Source organism: Sphingomonas sp. LY29, assembly GCF_035593985.1.
In the GTDB taxonomy this organism is placed as follows: domain Bacteria; phylum Pseudomonadota; class Alphaproteobacteria; order Sphingomonadales; family Sphingomonadaceae; genus Sphingomicrobium.
In genome coordinates, this window is the sequence record NZ_CP141587.1 from 425974 (window position 1) to 441105 (window position 15132).

Annotated in this window: 14 protein-coding genes; 3 read left to right on the forward strand and 11 right to left on the reverse strand. The window is 66.3% G+C overall.

What is annotated here, in order from left to right:
- Positions 1-200: 200 nt before the first annotated feature.
- Both SH584_RS02135 and SH584_RS02140 read right to left on the reverse strand, forming a co-directional pair.
- The gene (locus SH584_RS02135; RefSeq protein WP_324808183.1) at positions 201-1325 is read right to left on the reverse strand and encodes an NAD(P) transhydrogenase subunit alpha; all 1125 of its coding nucleotides are present in this window, start codon (positions 1323-1325) and stop codon (positions 201-203) included.
- 9 nt (positions 1326-1334) lie between these two features.
- Entirely contained in the window at positions 1335-1484 is a 150-nt protein-coding gene (locus tag SH584_RS02140; protein WP_324808185.1) for an aa3-type cytochrome c oxidase subunit IV, read from the reverse strand.
- Between the two features lie 136 nt (positions 1485-1620).
- On the opposite strand from SH584_RS02140, the gene SH584_RS02145 reads away from it, so the two are divergent.
- Together SH584_RS02145 and SH584_RS02150 are read left to right on the forward strand one after the other, a co-directional pair.
- The gene (locus SH584_RS02145) at positions 1621-3057 is read left to right on the forward strand and encodes a sigma-54-dependent transcriptional regulator (protein WP_324808186.1); all 1437 of its coding nucleotides are present in this window, start codon (positions 1621-1623) and stop codon (positions 3055-3057) included.
- A 19-nt stretch (positions 3058-3076) separates the two neighbouring features.
- Positions 3077-3838, forward strand: coding sequence for a phosphodiester glycosidase family protein (locus SH584_RS02150; protein WP_324808188.1), 762 nt, complete (start codon positions 3077-3079; stop codon positions 3836-3838).
- Here SH584_RS02150 and folP read toward each other — a convergent pair.
- The 9 genes from folP to SH584_RS02195 all read right to left on the reverse strand — a co-directional run bounded on the left by folP (position 3786) and on the right by SH584_RS02195 (position 14392).
- Complete coding sequence (gene folP / locus SH584_RS02155; protein WP_416385159.1) at positions 3786-4853, reverse strand: dihydropteroate synthase; 1068 nt, start codon at positions 4851-4853, stop codon at positions 3786-3788. The genes SH584_RS02150 and folP overlap by 53 nt on opposite strands.
- A 2-nt stretch (positions 4854-4855) precedes the next feature.
- Positions 4856-5992, reverse strand: coding sequence for a site-specific DNA-methyltransferase (locus tag SH584_RS02160; protein WP_324808191.1), 1137 nt, complete (start codon positions 5990-5992; stop codon positions 4856-4858).
- Between the two features lie 182 nt (positions 5993-6174).
- Positions 6175-6777: a ribonuclease HII gene (locus SH584_RS02165; protein ID WP_324808192.1), complete on the reverse strand. Its 603-nt coding sequence runs from the start codon at positions 6775-6777 to the stop codon at positions 6175-6177.
- Entirely contained in the window at positions 6774-7937 is a 1164-nt protein-coding gene (thiD, locus tag SH584_RS02170; RefSeq protein WP_324808193.1) for a bifunctional hydroxymethylpyrimidine kinase/phosphomethylpyrimidine kinase, read from the reverse strand. Before thiD ends, SH584_RS02165 begins: the two co-directional genes overlap by 4 nt.
- Positions 7934-9268, reverse strand: a complete 1335-nt coding sequence (gene glmM, locus SH584_RS02175) for a phosphoglucosamine mutase (RefSeq protein ID WP_324808195.1) — start codon at positions 9266-9268, stop codon at positions 7934-7936. Before glmM ends, thiD begins: the two co-directional genes overlap by 4 nt.
- 24 nt (positions 9269-9292) lie before the next feature.
- Complete coding sequence (locus tag SH584_RS02180; RefSeq protein ID WP_324808196.1) at positions 9293-9976, reverse strand: NnrU family protein; 684 nt, start codon at positions 9974-9976, stop codon at positions 9293-9295.
- On the reverse strand, positions 9973-11364 hold the full coding sequence (locus tag SH584_RS02185) for an amidohydrolase family protein (RefSeq protein WP_324808197.1): 1392 nt from the start codon (positions 11362-11364) through the stop codon (positions 9973-9975). Before SH584_RS02185 ends, SH584_RS02180 begins: the two co-directional genes overlap by 4 nt.
- Entirely contained in the window at positions 11361-12767 is a 1407-nt protein-coding gene (locus tag SH584_RS02190; protein ID WP_324808198.1) for an amidohydrolase, read from the reverse strand. Before SH584_RS02190 ends, SH584_RS02185 begins: the two co-directional genes overlap by 4 nt.
- A complete protein-coding gene (locus tag SH584_RS02195; protein ID WP_324808200.1) occupies positions 12764-14392 on the reverse strand; it encodes a peptide MFS transporter in 1629 nt (542 codons plus the stop codon). The genes SH584_RS02190 and SH584_RS02195 overlap by 4 nt, the downstream gene beginning before the upstream one ends.
- A gap of 131 nt (positions 14393-14523) precedes the next feature.
- Here SH584_RS02195 and SH584_RS02200 point away from each other — a divergent pair, with 131 nt between their 5' ends.
- Positions 14524-15114 (forward strand): nitroreductase family protein, encoded by a 591-nt coding sequence (locus tag SH584_RS02200; RefSeq protein WP_324808202.1) that lies wholly within the window; start codon positions 14524-14526, stop codon positions 15112-15114.
- Positions 15115-15132 lie beyond the last annotated feature (18 nt).

Here is a 15132-nt window from a genome sequence, read left to right on the forward strand (position 1 = left end):
AAGAAGCAAGCAGCATCGCGTGGCTTCTGGTCCTGGCTTCTCGGCTCCGGATGGGGCACGACGGGCGGTTCCAGCTAAGCAACGGCAAAAGCCCGGGCTCGGCCGGGTTTTCCAAATTTCTAAAGGCGACCAGCGCAAGCGCGGGTCGCCTTTTTCATGTCCGGTGATTGCGCCTAGTCGAAGCGGCTTCAGCTAGACCGCTAGCCGAGCAGTCGGTCGTTAACGATCTTGCCGCCGCTAGTCAGGCGAATTGCCTGAACGATCTCATCGTCCTCGGGCAGCGCCACGGCATTCCCGTCCTTGTCCCAGAAGGCCGCAAGCAAATTGTAGAGGTTGCGTGCGAACAAGGCAGACGAGTCCGCCGCGAGCGTCCGCGCCAGTTGCACCGCCCCAATAACGGTGACGCCATGCCGCTCGACCGCTTCGCCAGCGACACAGCCCTCGACGTTCCCGCCGGCTTCGGCCGCCAGGTCGATGACGACACTGCCCGCGCGCATCGTCGCGAGTTGGGCATCGCTGATGAGGCGCGGCGCGGGACGCCCCGGGATTAGCGCGGTGGTGATGACGATGTCCTGCCTGGCAATATGCCCGCTGACCAGTTCGGCTTGCGCAGCCTGATATTCGGGGCTGGTTTCGCCGGCATAGCCGCCCTGCCCCTCGCCCTCGATGCCCGCAACATTCTCGACGAAGATCGGCTTGGCGCCAAGCGACTGGATCTGCTCGCGCGTCGCCGACCGGACGTCGGTCGCGCTGACCTGGGCGCCGAGCCGCTTCGCGGTCGCGATCGCCTGCAATCCCGCCACGCCGACGCCCATCACGAATACCTTCGCCGGACTGATCGTGCCTGCGGCCGTCATCATCATCGGAAAGGCGCGGCGGTAAATGGATCCAGCGTCCACCACCGCCTTGTATCCCGCCAGGTTCGACTGCGACGACAAAATGTCCATCGACTGCGCGCGGGTGATGCGAGGCATCCATTCCATCGCCAGCGCGTCGAGGCCGAGCCCGCCGTAGGCGCTGATCGCCTCCGTACGACGAAGCGGGTCGAGCGCGCCAATCAATAGCGCGCCCGGCTTCACACCCTGCAATGCGTCAGGCTCAGGCCCGGACACGCATAGGATGATATCGGCATCGGACAAAAGGGAGGCGCGGTCGCGGATATCCGCGCCAGCGTCCCGATATTCCTGATCGGTTACCGAGGCCGAGGCCCCGGCGCCCTGTTCGATCGCCACGCTCGCGCCAAGCGCGATGAGCTTCCTCACGGTTTCGGGAATGGCCGCGACGCGGGTCTCGGCGCCGACTTCCTTGAGGACCGCGATCTTCAATCCGGCGGCCTAGTTGGCGATGATCAGGACGACGACCAGTGCGACGATCGCCGAGAGGATCGTGCCCCACTTCAATAGCTTCAGGAAGCCCGAGTAATTGCGGGTGTGCGCCGGATAATCCATCTCGACGGCGGTGTGCTGGGTGTTGTCGGCGGCCATGGTCGTCCCTTTTCGTGTCTTCTTTGATCCGGTCTTATCAATCCCCGCGCATGCGCCCAAGGCCCTTTTTGCATCACGCTCGGCTTAAGCCCCCTTTTACTCCTTCGCCTTATGCTCGCCCGATGGAGGGCTTCGAATGACGGAAGAGGTGGTGCGCTCGCTATTGCTGGTCGATGCCGACGCGCAGGAGCGGCGGCAATTGTCTGCGGTCGCCGGCCGTACCGGCTGGACCACCGTCGGCGCAGCCTGCTCAGAGACGGCCGTCGGCCTGCTCCAAGGCCCACACGGCCGCGAAGTCCGCGCCGCGATCCTGTCCAGCTGGGACGGGGAACAAGGGCCCGCGCTCATCCGGGCGATCCGCGAGTGCCGCGCCGACTTGCCGATCATCGTGCTCGCCGACGGTGGCTCGGTCGCGCTGGCGGCGGAGGCCATGCGCGCGGGCGCGTCCGACTATCTCGCGAAGCCGATCGCGCCAGAGCGCTTGCTCGACGCGCTTACAACGCATGCCGATCGCCGCCGCGGGTCAGGCGAACTGGCCCCGCTGTCCGAAAAGATCGCTCCGAACCTCACGCTCGACCAGCTGGTCGGATCGTCGCCCGATTTCCGCGCCGCGCTTGCGATCGCCGCCAAGGCCGCGCGCAATCGGCTTCCCATCCTCATCGTCGGCGAAGCCGGATCCGGAAAGCAGACCTTCGCCACCGCGATCCACCACGCCAGCCTTCGCGCTCGTGGGCCGCTGGTCCAGCTCGATTGCAAGGCGGTCCCGGCCAACAGCATCGACAGCGTCCTGTTCGGCCACGTGCCGGGCGCCTTCCCGGGTGCCTTTGCCGAAAGGGTCGGAAGCCTGGTGTCCGCCGACGGCGGCACGCTGCTGCTCGACGATGTCGGCGCACTGCCCAAGGAAACCCAGGCCCGTCTCGACCGAGTGCTGGCCACGGGCGAAGTCCGGCCAGTCGGCTGCAACGGATCGAATTCGGTCGACGTGCGGGTGATCGCGACGTCGGGCGGACCGCTTCCCGACACCTTCGACCCGGTCCTTGCCGAGCGGCTGTCGTCGACGACGGTCACCCTGCCCGCGCTCCGTGACCGCAGCGGAGACATCCCCGCCCTCGTCCGTCATTTCCTGGCGCGCTTCGCCGACGAACCGGGGATGCGCAGCCTCTCCATCGGCAACGACGCGCTCGAAGTGCTGATGCGCTACGGTTGGCCCGGCAACGTGCGCCAGCTTGCCAGCGTGCTATTCCGCGCCGCGCTCGCAAACGACGGCGGATCGCTCGGCGTCGACGCCTTTCCACATATCGCCATCCAGTCGCGCTTCACCGGTCGGAGAAGCGACGGCGCACCCGACATCGGCCGTGTGCCTACCGCGGCGGCGATGAGCGGCGGCGGGCAGGTCACGCTTTATCGTCAGGACGGCCATCTTCGCACGCTCGAGGAGATTGAGGCCGACCTCATCCGCCTGGCGATCGGCCATTATCGCGGGCGCATGACCGAGGTCGCGCGGCGTCTTGGGATCGGCCGTTCGACGCTCTATCGAAAACTTGGCGAACTCGGCATCGACACCGCCGCCTGAACCCGGCTAGCTCGGCGCCATGCGCGCCTTGCTGCTTGTCCTGCTCCTGACCGCGTGCGCGCCCGACGCACGTCCGCCGCCACCGCCCGTATCGGCCTGTACCGAACAACGGTTCGAAGGCAGCGGCTTCGTCGTCTGTAATCCCGGCAAAGCCACGATCGAAATCCGAAGCGGTTCGCGATCCTTTCCCGACCTGCACTCGACACTTGGCAGTAGCGCCGCCGACGTCTCGTTCGCGATGAACGCCGGCATGTTCGACGATCGCGGTGATGCCATCGGCCTGCTGATCGAAAATGGACGCGAACGACATGCCATCAACCGCCGCAAGGGCTTTGGCAATTTTCACCTGATGCCGAACGGCGTTTTTCTGGTGCGCCGCAACGGTCGGGCGGAAGTTGTCACGAGCGAGGCGTACGAGCCTTCCCCTGACATCGCCTTCGCAACGCAATCGGGCCCAATGCTGCTCATCGCGGGAAAGCTTCACCCCTCATTCGAAGCCGACGGCGTATCGCGCTACGTCCGCAATGGTGTCGGCATTTCACCAGCGGGCACACCCCTGTTCGTCATCAGCAGCGACGCCGTCTCCTTCGGTCGTCTGGCGCGCTTCATGCGTGACCGCCTCGGCGTCCGCAACGCGCTCTACTTCGACGGATCGGTGAGTTCGCTGTGGGATCCGGCATCGAACCGTATGGACGCCTTTACCGAGCTTGGCCCGATGGTCGTCGCGTTCAAGCCAGGCGCGGAGTCAGCGCCGCGTCGCGAAGCCCGCGCCATACCTTGAACGCCTGCACCGTTTCGGGAACGTCGTGCACGCGAACGATCTGCGCACCCTGCTCGACCGCTTTCAGTGCCAGCGCCAGACTCCCGGGAAGGCGCTGATCGGCAGGCGCCTCGCCGGACAAGGCACCGATCATTCGCTTGCGGCTCGCGCCCAGCACGATCGGGCAGCCAAGGACGTGAAAGAGCGCAAGGCCATTCATCAACTCCAGATTGTGCGCGACCGACTTGCCGAAGCCGATGCCTGGATCGACAAGAATGTGCTCGCGGGAAATCCCCGCTTCGACGGCGGCGGCAACGCGCTCCTCGAGCCATTCGAAGACCTCGACCAGCACATCGCGATAGCGCGGTGCGTCCTGCATCGTCTGCGGATCGCCCTGATGATGCATTAGCACGACCGGAACGCCGGCCTCCGCGACGACCGACGCCGATTGCGGATCCCAGGTCAGCGCCGACACGTCGTTGACGAGGCCAGCACCCGCGCCGCACGCCGCCTTCATCACGCCCGACTTGCGGGCATCGATCGACACCGCAGTCCCGCTCGCGGCGAGGCGCTGGACGACCGGAAGAACCCGCTCGATCTCGTCGCCTTCCCAGACGTCGCTCGCACCCGGCCGGGTCGATTCCCCGCCGACGTCGACGATCGCCGCCCCCGCCGCGGCCATGCGCGATCCCGCCTCGGCGGCCTCGTTAGCGGATGCGTAGCTCCCGCCGTCGGAGAAGCTATCGGGCGTCGCGTTGACGATCCCCATCACCTGCGGCTGGTCGAGCCGAATGACGCGCTCGCCCAGCGACAAGGCTGCACGAGGCGCCTGGATTCGCGCCCAGTCCGCCGCCATCGCCTCGTCGAGCCGCGCCTCGATCCCTTCGACCGGTACCAGTTCGCGCACACCGTCGGCGTGGATCAGCTCGACACTCGCGAACCAGTTGAGCCCGCCCGCGAGCCGCGCGACCTTGCCGTCGTGCCCAAATGGCGAATCGACGAAACCCGTCGGGCGGAGGAGCGTCCGTTCTGTCACCGTCACAAATTCTTCAGATGCCGCTGCCTCAGGACGTCGATCTCGATCAGCTTGCCGCCCTCCTCGATGTTCCAGAAGGTCCAGCCATTGCACGACGGCGCGCCCTGAACCGCGGCGCCGACCTTGTGGATCGACCCGGCGTGGCCGTCGCACGTCAGCGACCCGTCCGCCCCGACAACGGCGCTCCAGCGGCGCTTGCTGTCGGTCAGCGTCGATCCTGGCGGCACCGCGCCGCCTTCGACGAGCAGCCCGAATGCCACGCGCGGCGCCGACCTCTTGTCAGGCATCACCGTCATCGCGCTTTCGTCGAGCGGCAGCGTCGCGTCGATTCGCGCCCGCGCCACCTTCACATAGTTGGGCTCGCGTTCGATCCCGATCCACTTGCGCCCAAGCCGCCGCGCCACCGCACCCGTCGTCCCCGTTCCGAAGAAGGGATCGAGCACGACGTCGCCCGGCTTCGTGCACGCCAGCAGGATCCGATACAGCAGCGATTCGGGCTTCTGCGTCGGATGCGCCTTGTCGCCCGCCTCGTCCTTCGCGCGCTCGGCGCCGCCACAGATCGGAAGCACCCAATCGCTGCGCATCTGCAGGTCGTCGTTAAGCGCCTTCATCGCGCGATAGTTGAAGGTGTATTTCGCCTTCCCGTCCTTCGCGCACCAGATCAGCGTCTCGTGCGCGTTGGTGAAGCGGGTGCCGCGGAAGTTCGGCATTGGGTTCGACTTGCGCCACACGATGTCGTTGAGGATCCAGAAGTCGGCGTCCTGCAGCAGCGACCCGACCCGGTAGATGTTATGATAGCTGCCGATCACCCAGATCGTGCCGTCATCCTTCAGGATGCGGCGCGCCTCTGCCAGCCATTCGCGGGTGAAATCGTCATAGGTCGCCAGGCTGTCGAACTTGTCCCATTCGTCGTCGCACGCGTCGACGCGCCCGCCTTCGGGACGGAACAGATCGCCTTGAAGCTGCAAATTGTAGGGCGGATCGGCGAAGATCATGTCGACCGACTTGTCGGGCAGGCGCGCCATCTCGGCGATGCAGTCGCCCTGCAGGATTGTGTCGAGCGGAAGGGTTTTGGTCTTCGGACTGGTGCGCGGGCGCAAGCGCCCGTGTGTCTCCGTGACCGGAACGATCATGTTCATGACTGGCTATCCCCCTCTTCGTTTTTGGGGATGAGTCACGCCGGACTCGCGGTCAAGCGGATGCGTTTTCGGGAGTGCTCTGCGCCGATCGGAACAAAAGGAATCCGGCCACGCCCGGACACAAGATGTTGAGTCCGGAATGCCAGGACAGACTCAATCCCTAGCGGTGTGACTCGAAAGACTCAGGCCGCGAAAAGCGGTGCTCGGGCGACCGGCGCAAAGCTCCGGCGATGCAGGTCGCACGGTCCATGGGTGCGAAGCGCAGCCAGATGCTCGGGCGTTCCATATCCCTTGTGGCGCGCGAATCCGTAATGCGGGACACGCTCATGCTCGGCGATCATCAGCGCGTCGCGATGCTGCTTGGCGACGATCGACGCCGCCGAAATTGCGCGTACCTTGGCGTCGCCGCCCACGACCGGACGCGACGGCCAGCGCCATTCGTCGCGCCGGCCGCGCGGGGTCAGATTGCCGTCGACCAGCACCTCGACCGGGTCGCATCCGACCTCGGCGCACAGCATTTCCACCGCGCGGGTCATCGCCAGCATCGTGGCGTGGAAGATGTTCAGGCTGTCGATCTCGGCGACGCTGGCGATCCCGACGCCGACATGACAGCGCTCGCGGATGCGCAGCGCCAGCTTGGCGCGCGTCGCCGCGTCGAGGATCTTGCTGTCGGCAAGCCCGCGGATCTTCTTGCCGCACAGGATCACCGCCGCGGCGACCACCGGCCCCGCCAGTGGCCCGCGTCCGGCTTCGTCGACGCCTGCAACAAGGGCTGGGGCGATCATGCGTCGGTCATCCGCCACGGCGGGAAGCGGCGCGCCTCACCCGCCTTGTAGAGGAAGATCGTATTGCCAGACGGATCGCGAAGACGCGCCTCGCGCCACATCCACGGCTGCCCCCGCGGCCCATGCTCAAACGCCAGACCCGACCGCGCCAGTCGCTCGACCCGCTCGTCGAGGTCGTCACACTCGAAGTAGACCGCGACCGTCTCGCCGATCTCGGCCTCTGGATCGCACTGGACCGAAAAGGTCGCCGCCCCCGCTTCGAACCGCGCGTAGAGATTCTCGGGGCTGTCCACGATCTGCTTCAGGCCTAGCCGCTTATAAAAATCGACCGACTTGGCGTAATCCTTGCCCGTCACCGTCACTTGGTTGAGCCGAAGCCCAAGCCCGGTGTCGAGCCGCACCGACTGCTGTCCCAGCGGGCCATGGCCCTTGCCCAATCCCGGCGCCTCGTGGAGCGCCATCCGCACAAACAGCCGCGCCCGCTCGACCGCGGAGGCGAGACTGCGCCCCGACCCGAGATAGAAGGCGATCGCGCTCGCCAGCGTGCACCCGGTCCCGTGCGTGCTGGTCGTTTCGATCCGCTGGCCCTGCCAGCTGGTCATATTATCCTCTTCGATCAGCGCATCGGCGAGCGCGTCGCCTTCCTCGTGACCGCCCTTGATCAGCACCGCGCAGCGATGCTTCGACACCAGGCTCAGCGCCCCCGCGACTTCATCCTCTTCGCCCGACAGTCGGCGCAGTTCGGGCAGATTCGGGGTCGCCAGCGTCGCCACGTCCATCAGCCGCCCGAATGCCGCAATCGTGGCGTCGTCGGCCAGCGTCGCGCCGCTCGTCGCGACCATCACCGGGTCGAACACCACCGGAACGTCGAGCGCCGCAAGCCGCTCGGCAATGTGCAGCGCGGTGAACGGCGATCCGATCATCCCGATCTTGACCGCGTCGACGCCGATGTCGCCGACCACCGCGTCGATCTGCGCAAGCACCGTTTCGGTCGGGACCGAATGCACCGCCGAGACGCCGAGCGTATTCTGCGCGGTGATCGCGGTGATCGCGGTCATCGCATGCCCGCCCAGCATGGTGATCGTCTTGATGTCGGCCTGGATACCCGCGCCGCCGCCCGAATCGGACCCCGCGATGACGAGGATCCGGGCCGTCGTCATGCCGCCGCCACCGCGGCGCAGATGTCGTCGACGAGGCGCTCGACCATCGCCGGATCGTCACCCTCCGCCATGACGCGGATCAGCGGCTCGGTCCCCGACTTTCGAATGACCAGCCGGCCGCGTCCATCGAGCTCGCGCTCTGCAGTGGCAATCGACGCCTTCACGCCGTCGGTTTCCAGCGGCGTGCCGCCGGCGAAGCGCACGTTCTTGAGCAATTGCGGGACCGGTTCGAAGATATGCAGCACCTCGCTCGCGGGCTTCCCGCTCTCGACCAGCGCCGCCAAGATCTGCAGTCCCGCGACCAGCCCATCACCCGTGGTCGCATGATCGCTGAGGATGATATGCCCGGATTGCTCGCCGCCGACATTGCAGCCGCGCCGCCGCATTTCCTCAAGCACGTAGCGGTCGCCGACCTGCGTCCGGAGCAGCGCAATGCCGTCTTGCTCCAACCGACGCTCCAGTCCCAGGTTCGACATCACCGTCGCCACCAGCGCATCGCCGCGAAGCGTGCCGCGGCGCTTCTGCGTGAGCGCGATCAACCCCATCAACTGGTCGCCGTCGACCATCCGGCCCTTTTCGTCGGCAACGATCAGACGGTCGGCATCGCCGTCGAGCGCCAGGCCCAGATCGGCGCCCGACGCGACCACCGTTTCGCACAGCACCTGCGGAGAGGTCGAACCGCAGCCGTCGTTGATGTTGGTCCCGTTGGGCTTGGTGCCCAGCGTCACCACCTCCGCGCCCAATTCCCACAACGCGTCGGGCGCGACCTGATAGGCGGCGCCATGCGCGCAGTCGACGACGACCTTCAGCCCGTCCAGACGAAGCTGGTCGGGAAAGGTCGACTTCGCAAAGTGGATATAGCGACCGCGCGCATCCTCGATCCGCTTCGCACGCCCGATCTTGGAGGCATCGACCAGCCCCGCCGGGACCTCCAGCAGCGCCTCGATCGCCACTTCGTCGGCGTCGCTCAATTTGTACCCGTCGGGGCCGAACAGCTTGATGCCATTGTCGAAGAACGGGTTGTGGCTGGCCGAAATCATCACGCCCAGGTCGGCGCGAAGCTCGCGGGTCAGCATCGCGACCGCCGGAGTCGGCATCGGTCCGAGCAGGATGACGTCCATGCCCACCGACGTGAAGCCGGCGACCATCGCCGATTCCATCATATAGCCCGACAGGCGCGTGTCCTTGCCGATCACGACACGGTGGCGGTGATCGCCGCGAAGGAAATGCGCGCCCGCCGCCTGCCCGACCCGCATCGCGGTGTCGGCCGTCATCGGCGCGGTATTGGTGCGCCCGCGAATCCCGTCAGTACCGAAGAATTTACGTCCCATGTCTCTCGCTTAGCCTGAAAAGGGTTAAGCGAAAAAGGCCCATGGCCCGGCCGGACGATAACCGAGCGCGCCATGCGCCCAGGTCGCCGCCAGAAACAGCAAAGTCCCGCCAATCACTGCGAAGCCGTCGGGCATCGCCAGCCCGCGTCCGAACGGCAGGAAACTGGTCCGCCGTTCCCAGTCGCGCCACGGCTCGCCGATCAGCCGTTCTTTCTTCACATCCTGTCCCGCCGCGCCGCCCAGCGCGAGGACCGCGATCGCGACCGACAGGGTCAGGCTGGGAAGCGTCGGATTGACGATCGCATGCGTCGTCGCCCACGCCGCGAAACCCCACATCATCGGGTGGCGCGTAATCGAGAAGACGCCACGCGCCGCGCCGATCTCCCTCACCGGTTTGCCCGGTGTCGGGAAGGCCGGATTTCTGCGCAGCGATCCAACGAACAGCATTGAGCCAAACCACAGCAGCAGGCTGCCGACGATCCAGCCCACCTGCCCCGCGTTCCACAGCATCGCCGGCGCTTCTTCCGATGCCGGACCGTAGGAACGGCTCATCGCGTAGATCAGGGCAAGCGCAACGACCGAGTAGACGCCGGCAAATCCCTTTTCGCCCAGCGCGCCGACCATTGCCGGCCGCAACGGGTGCGACATCAGGAAGTGGGTGCCGACGAAGGCGGCACTGGCCAGCGCTAGCCAGCCAAGCGCCGTCACTTGCGATAGACCTCGGGCAGCACGCCGCGCTCAAGGCTGCGATAGCGGTCACGCAGCTTGCTCTGGTGATTCTCCAGTGGCTGGCGAACGCCGTCGATCCACACCGCCTCGGGCGCCGACGCCAGTTCGAGCGGATCGCCCGACCAGATGACGACATCGCCGCGTCGTCCGGCCGCCAAGGTGCCGATCTCGCGACCGACCCCGACCGCTTCGGCGGGACGCGACGAGATCATCGCAAACGCCTCGCCCCACGACACGCCTGCGGCGCCCGGCACCTTCGACAGGCCGACGAGGTTACCGGCATATTGGCGCTGGTTGCGGACGTAGCGCGTGTCGTTGTCGTCGATCATCCCGATCGCAACCTTGACCCCGGCGCGCTGCATCCGGCCCACGTTCGACTGGGTCGCGGCAAGCATTTCAAAACTGGCCGGCAAGTCGTTGAGCGCGGATGCGATCACCCACACGCCCGACGCCGCGATCCGATCGGCGACGGTCCAGCCTTCGCTCACCCCCACCAATGCGATCCGCAGTGACGGGAATTCGCGTCGAAGGCTGAGGACGTTGAGAATATCGACAGCCCGCTCGACATGGACCAGCAGCAGCTGCCGGCCACGGACAACCGGCACCAGCGCCGCTGCATCGAAGCGGTTGAGCAGGGCATCGTCACCGCGACGGATGTCGGCGCCCAGCAGGCGCGGATCCTGTTGTTCCTCGTACGGCACGTCGTCGGTCTGCGGCTGCGGATCGCGGGCACGCCCCGAAATGGTTTCGCCGCCACCGCCAAGGTTGCGTGCCTCGCGAAGTGCGTTGCGGAATAGGACGAACGTCGACGCGCGCGATCCGCCCGCCTTGGCTGCGCCGCTCTCGCCCATCTCGACGAACTGGAAGGCACGCGCGCGAAGGATCGGGTTCATGTCCGACCCGGTGTCGATCACCGCGCCCTGCCCCCCGAAGATCGACCGCCCCGCCACCGGCGCCACGATGGCGCGCGTCACGCCGTCGGCGCGGCTGACCGCGATCGTCGAGGCAAGCGGGTTGATCGCCGGGGCGACGTCGATCGCGGCGCTGAACGGGCTTCCACCGGTTTCGGTATCGTCCGATCCGTCCGCGCCGAGGTCGACTTCGGCCAGGCCAAGGCGCGAGAAGCCCGCGACGATCCCCGGGGTCACCCATTTGCCGCTCGCGTCGATCACCTCGGCGTCGGCGGGGACCGCAATGCCCTGCCCGACCGCAGTGACGCGGCCGTTGCGCACGATCACCGTCGCGCCCTGCACCGGGTCGCTGCCGTCGCCGGTGGCGACGATGCCGTTGGTGATGGCGACCGTCTGCGCCGCGAGCGGCGAAGCACTGCCGAGCAATGCGGCGGTGAGGAGAAGGAGGCGGTTCATTTCACGTCTCCTTCGCCGGGCTGGCCAAGCTCGAAATCGGTCACCGGGCGAAGTCGCGGGTTGGCCGAATCGAACAGCAAGGCGCCGTCGATCCACACCTTGTCGGGGCGCGTGTAGGCGCTGAACGGATTGCCGTTCCACAGCACCACGTCGCCCATCTTGCCCGCCTTCAGGCTTCCGGTCCGGTCGAAGATGCCGAGCGACTTGGCCGGGTTCGAGCTCAGCCACGTCCAGGCGACCTGTTCGCTGACGTTGATGCCTGCACGGCGCCCTGCCGCGATCGCCTTTGCCGCTTCCTGGTTCAGGCGCTGGATCCCGTTGGCGTCATCGCTATGGACGATCGTGCATGCCCCCGCATTGTGGGTCAGCGCAATATTCTCGTTGATGCCGTCGTAGCTTTCCATCTTGAAGCCGTACCAGTCGGCCCACAGCGCGCCGCAGATGCCGTTGTCGCGCATCAGGTCGGCGATCTTGTACGCCTCGACCCCATGCTGGAAGCTGGCGATCTTGTAGCCGAACTCCTTGGCGACATCGATCATGATCGCCATTTCGTCGGCGCGGTAGCAGTGGTTGTGCACCAGGATTTCGCCGTCGAGCACCCCGCGGAGCGTTTCCATGGCAAGATCGCGCTCGGGCATTGCGCCGCCGTCGCGCTCATATTTGTCCCACTTGCCATCATAGGCCTTGGCCTGGATCCACGTCTCGCGGACATAGGCGATGTTGCCCATCCGGGTCTGCGGCATCTGACCCTTCGACCCATAGACGCGCTTCGGGTTTTCGCCGCACGCCATCTTCAGGCCGTAGGGAGCACCGGGGAACTTCATTCCCTGCACCGTCCGCGCGGGCACGTTCTTCAGCACGACCGAGCGACCGCCGAAGAGGTTGGCCGATCCGGGTAGAACCTGGAGCGCAGTCACGCCGCCATTGGCGAGCGCCCGCGTAAAGCCGGGGTCCTGCGGCCATACGCTATGCTCGGCCCACACTTCGGGCCGCGCCGGACTCGTCGCCTCGTTGCCGTCGCTGTGCGATTGGGTGCCGGGCGACGGATAGTCGCCAAGGTGGCTGTGCACGTCGATGATGCCGGGCGTGACGTAGCGGCCCTGTGCCTCGATCGTGATCGCGCCCGCAGGTGCCACCAGTTCGGGTCCGCCGACCGCCTCGACCTTGCCACCGGCAATCAGGACCGAGCCGTTCTCGATCCGTCCGCCCTCGCCGTCGAGCACGGTCGCGCCGCGGATCAGCGTCGGCGCGCCCGGATAGGCGGCGTAGGTCGAAGGATATGGGTCCGCGTTGATGCGGATGCCGGGTGACTTGGGACCGCTATCGGTCGCGCATCCCCCGACGAGAGCGGCGGCAAGGACCGCCGCTCCAAGGAGGGGGGTCCTCGCCGCCGCGCGCATCATGCGCGGGTCTCGCGGTCGAGGTTGGTCGCACCGGCAGCCTGCGGCTCGCCGATTTCCTGCTTGCCGGCAAGATCGTCGCGATCCTGCAGCGTGTCGAGGTGCATCCACTTCTTCACGATCGGCGACAGCAGCAGCACGACGACGGCAATGCCGATCGTGATCCAGCCAAACAGCTCGTACACGTCGAGCAGGCCCTGCTTGCTCATTTCGCCGTCATGGCCGCCGGTGGCTTCACCGATCTTGCCGGCGACGAAGTTGCCGACCGCGGTCATGTAGAACCAGGCACCCATGATCAGCGACGCCATGAAGCTCGGCGCCAGCCGGTTCATCGCGCTGAGGCCGACCGGCGACAGGCACAGCTCGCCGGTGGTGGCGAACAGGTAATAGAGGAACACGAAGATGACCGGGGTCATCGCTTCGATCCCGACCGCCGACGCGCCCCACACGAGGACGAGGTTGGCAAGGCCGACCTGCGCAAGCGCGAGGCCGAACTTGGCCGGAGCCGACGGCTCCATATTGCGCTTGCCCAGCCACACCCACAGGCCTGCGAAGATCGGGGCGAGCAGGATGATGTAGATCGGGTTGATCGACTGGAAGATCGACGCCGGGACGCCGCCGCGATCGACGAAGCGGTCGGTGTAGAGGTTCATCGAACCGCCTGCCTGCTCGAACAGGCCCCAAAAGATCGGGTTGAGCGCGATCAGGAACAGGATTGCGAAGATCCGCTCGCGCGGTTCCTTGTCGAGCTTGAACGCTTGGAACAGCACGTAACCGAGCAGGCCGACGCCCGAAATGATCAGCAGCGTCTGGATGACGTCCTGATACTGGACGAGGCCCCAGATCACTGCGACCGCGGCGACGCCGATGCCGTAAAGCGTGAACTCTTTGCTCTTCGACAGCGGCCCGGGCGCTTCGCCCGCGCCGTTGAGCGCCTTCTTGCCGAGCACGAAGACGACGAGACCGGCGAGCATGCCAATGCCGGCAAGTCCGAAGCCGTAGCCCCAGCCCAGCGTCTCGCCGAGATAGCCGACGAGGATCGTGCCGAGCGCGGCGCCGACGTTAATGCCCATGTAGAAAACGGTGTAGGCACCGTCGCGGCGAATGTCGGTCAGCTTGTAGAGCTGCCCCACCATCACCGAGATGTTGGCCTTCAGGAAGCCCGAGCCGACGATGATGAATGCCAGCGCGAGCCAGAAGACGTTGATGGTCGGGTCGCTCTGCCCGCCGACGCCTTCGACCGCCATCAGGCTGTGTCCGGCCGCCAGCAGCAGGCCGCCGAACAGCACCGCCTTGCGCTGCCCCAGGTAACGATCGGCCAGATAGCCGCCGAGCACCGGGGTGATGTACACCAGGCTGGTGTAGGCACCGTAGATCAAATTCGCCTTGTCGTCGGCGAACAGCCAGTGCTTGGTCAGGTAGAAGATCAGCAGCGCGCGCATGCCGTAGTAGGAGAAACGCTCCCACATTTCGGCGAAGAACAGCATGTACAGGCCCTTAGGGTGGCCCACGAATTCGGGTTCTTGCTGGATGGCGATCTTGCCACCGATCGCAAGGAAGATGCCGAGAACGACGACCGCGATTGCCGCGATCCAGTCGCCTTCGACCCAGACTGCCATATCCTTCATTCGGCTACTCCGCCCTGTGGTGGCGCGCCTCGTGTCGGGCGCACCTGTTATGATTGCGGCGGCACCCTAACGGCAGAATCGCCCATGTGAAGCCGATTGTTGCGAACCGGTTGCAGGCTTAAGGGGTGTGCATGTTGCTCAACGACCGCTCGTCCGCCCTCTCGCTTCTCGCCACCCGCCGCTCGGGCCGCCCGCGTGAGATGGTCGCGCCCGGCCCCTCACCCGACCAGCTCGACCAGATTCTGACCATCGCGTCGCGCACGCCCGACCATGGAAAGCTCACCCCGTGGCGGTTCGTGATCGTCTCCGCCGAACAGCGCGCGGCGCTTGCCAAGCTTCTTGCGGCCGCCCTCCCCGAATCCGACCCCGCCGCCGGCGACGCTCATTTCGCCAAGGCCGCCCAGTTCGCGCACCAGGCGCCGACCCTCGTCGTTCTGCTGTCCTGCCCGATCGAGGGACATAAGATTCCCGTATGGGAACAGCGGCTGTCGTGCGGGGCGGTCGGCATGAACCTCCTCCACGGCGCACATGCGCTCGGCTTTGTTGGCAGCTGGATCACCGGCTGGGCCGCCTATTCGGCGCGAGTCCGTAATGCCTTCTGCCGGCCCGGCGAGGAAGTTGCCGGCTTCTTCTTCTTCGGTTCGCCCGGCGCGCCGCTCGAAGAGCGTCCGCGCCCGGCACTTTCCTCGATCGCGAGCAACTGGACCCCGCCTCAGGGTTGAACTTTATCCGCCTTGCTG

Bases quoted from the DNA above. Each gene is read 5' to 3' on its own strand.
- SH584_RS02200 (WP_324808202.1), top strand. From the start codon at position 14,524: ATGTTGCTCAACGACCGCTCGTCCGCCCTCTCGCTTCTCGCCACCCGC.
- SH584_RS02185 (WP_324808197.1), bottom strand. From the start codon at position 11,364: ATGAACCGCCTCCTTCTCCTCACCGCCGCATTGCTCGGCAGTGCTTCG.
- SH584_RS02190 (WP_324808198.1), bottom strand. From the start codon at position 12,767: ATGATGCGCGCGGCGGCGAGGACCCCCCTCCTTGGAGCGGCGGTCCTT.
- SH584_RS02145 (WP_324808186.1), top strand. From the start codon at position 1,621: ATGACGGAAGAGGTGGTGCGCTCGCTATTGCTGGTCGATGCCGACGCG.
- SH584_RS02140 (WP_324808185.1), bottom strand. From the start codon at position 1,484: ATGGCCGCCGACAACACCCAGCACACCGCCGTCGAGATGGATTATCCG.
- SH584_RS02160 (WP_324808191.1), bottom strand. From the start codon at position 5,992: ATGAACATGATCGTTCCGGTCACGGAGACACACGGGCGCTTGCGCCCG.
- SH584_RS02195 (WP_324808200.1), bottom strand. From the start codon at position 14,392: ATGAAGGATATGGCAGTCTGGGTCGAAGGCGACTGGATCGCGGCAATC.
- thiD (WP_324808193.1), bottom strand. From the start codon at position 7,937: ATGACGACGGCCCGGATCCTCGTCATCGCGGGGTCCGATTCGGGCGGC.
- SH584_RS02165 (WP_324808192.1), bottom strand. From the start codon at position 6,777: ATGATCGCCCCAGCCCTTGTTGCAGGCGTCGACGAAGCCGGACGCGGG.
- SH584_RS02150 (WP_324808188.1), top strand. From the start codon at position 3,077: ATGCGCGCCTTGCTGCTTGTCCTGCTCCTGACCGCGTGCGCGCCCGAC.
- glmM (WP_324808195.1), bottom strand. From the start codon at position 9,268: ATGGGACGTAAATTCTTCGGTACTGACGGGATTCGCGGGCGCACCAAT.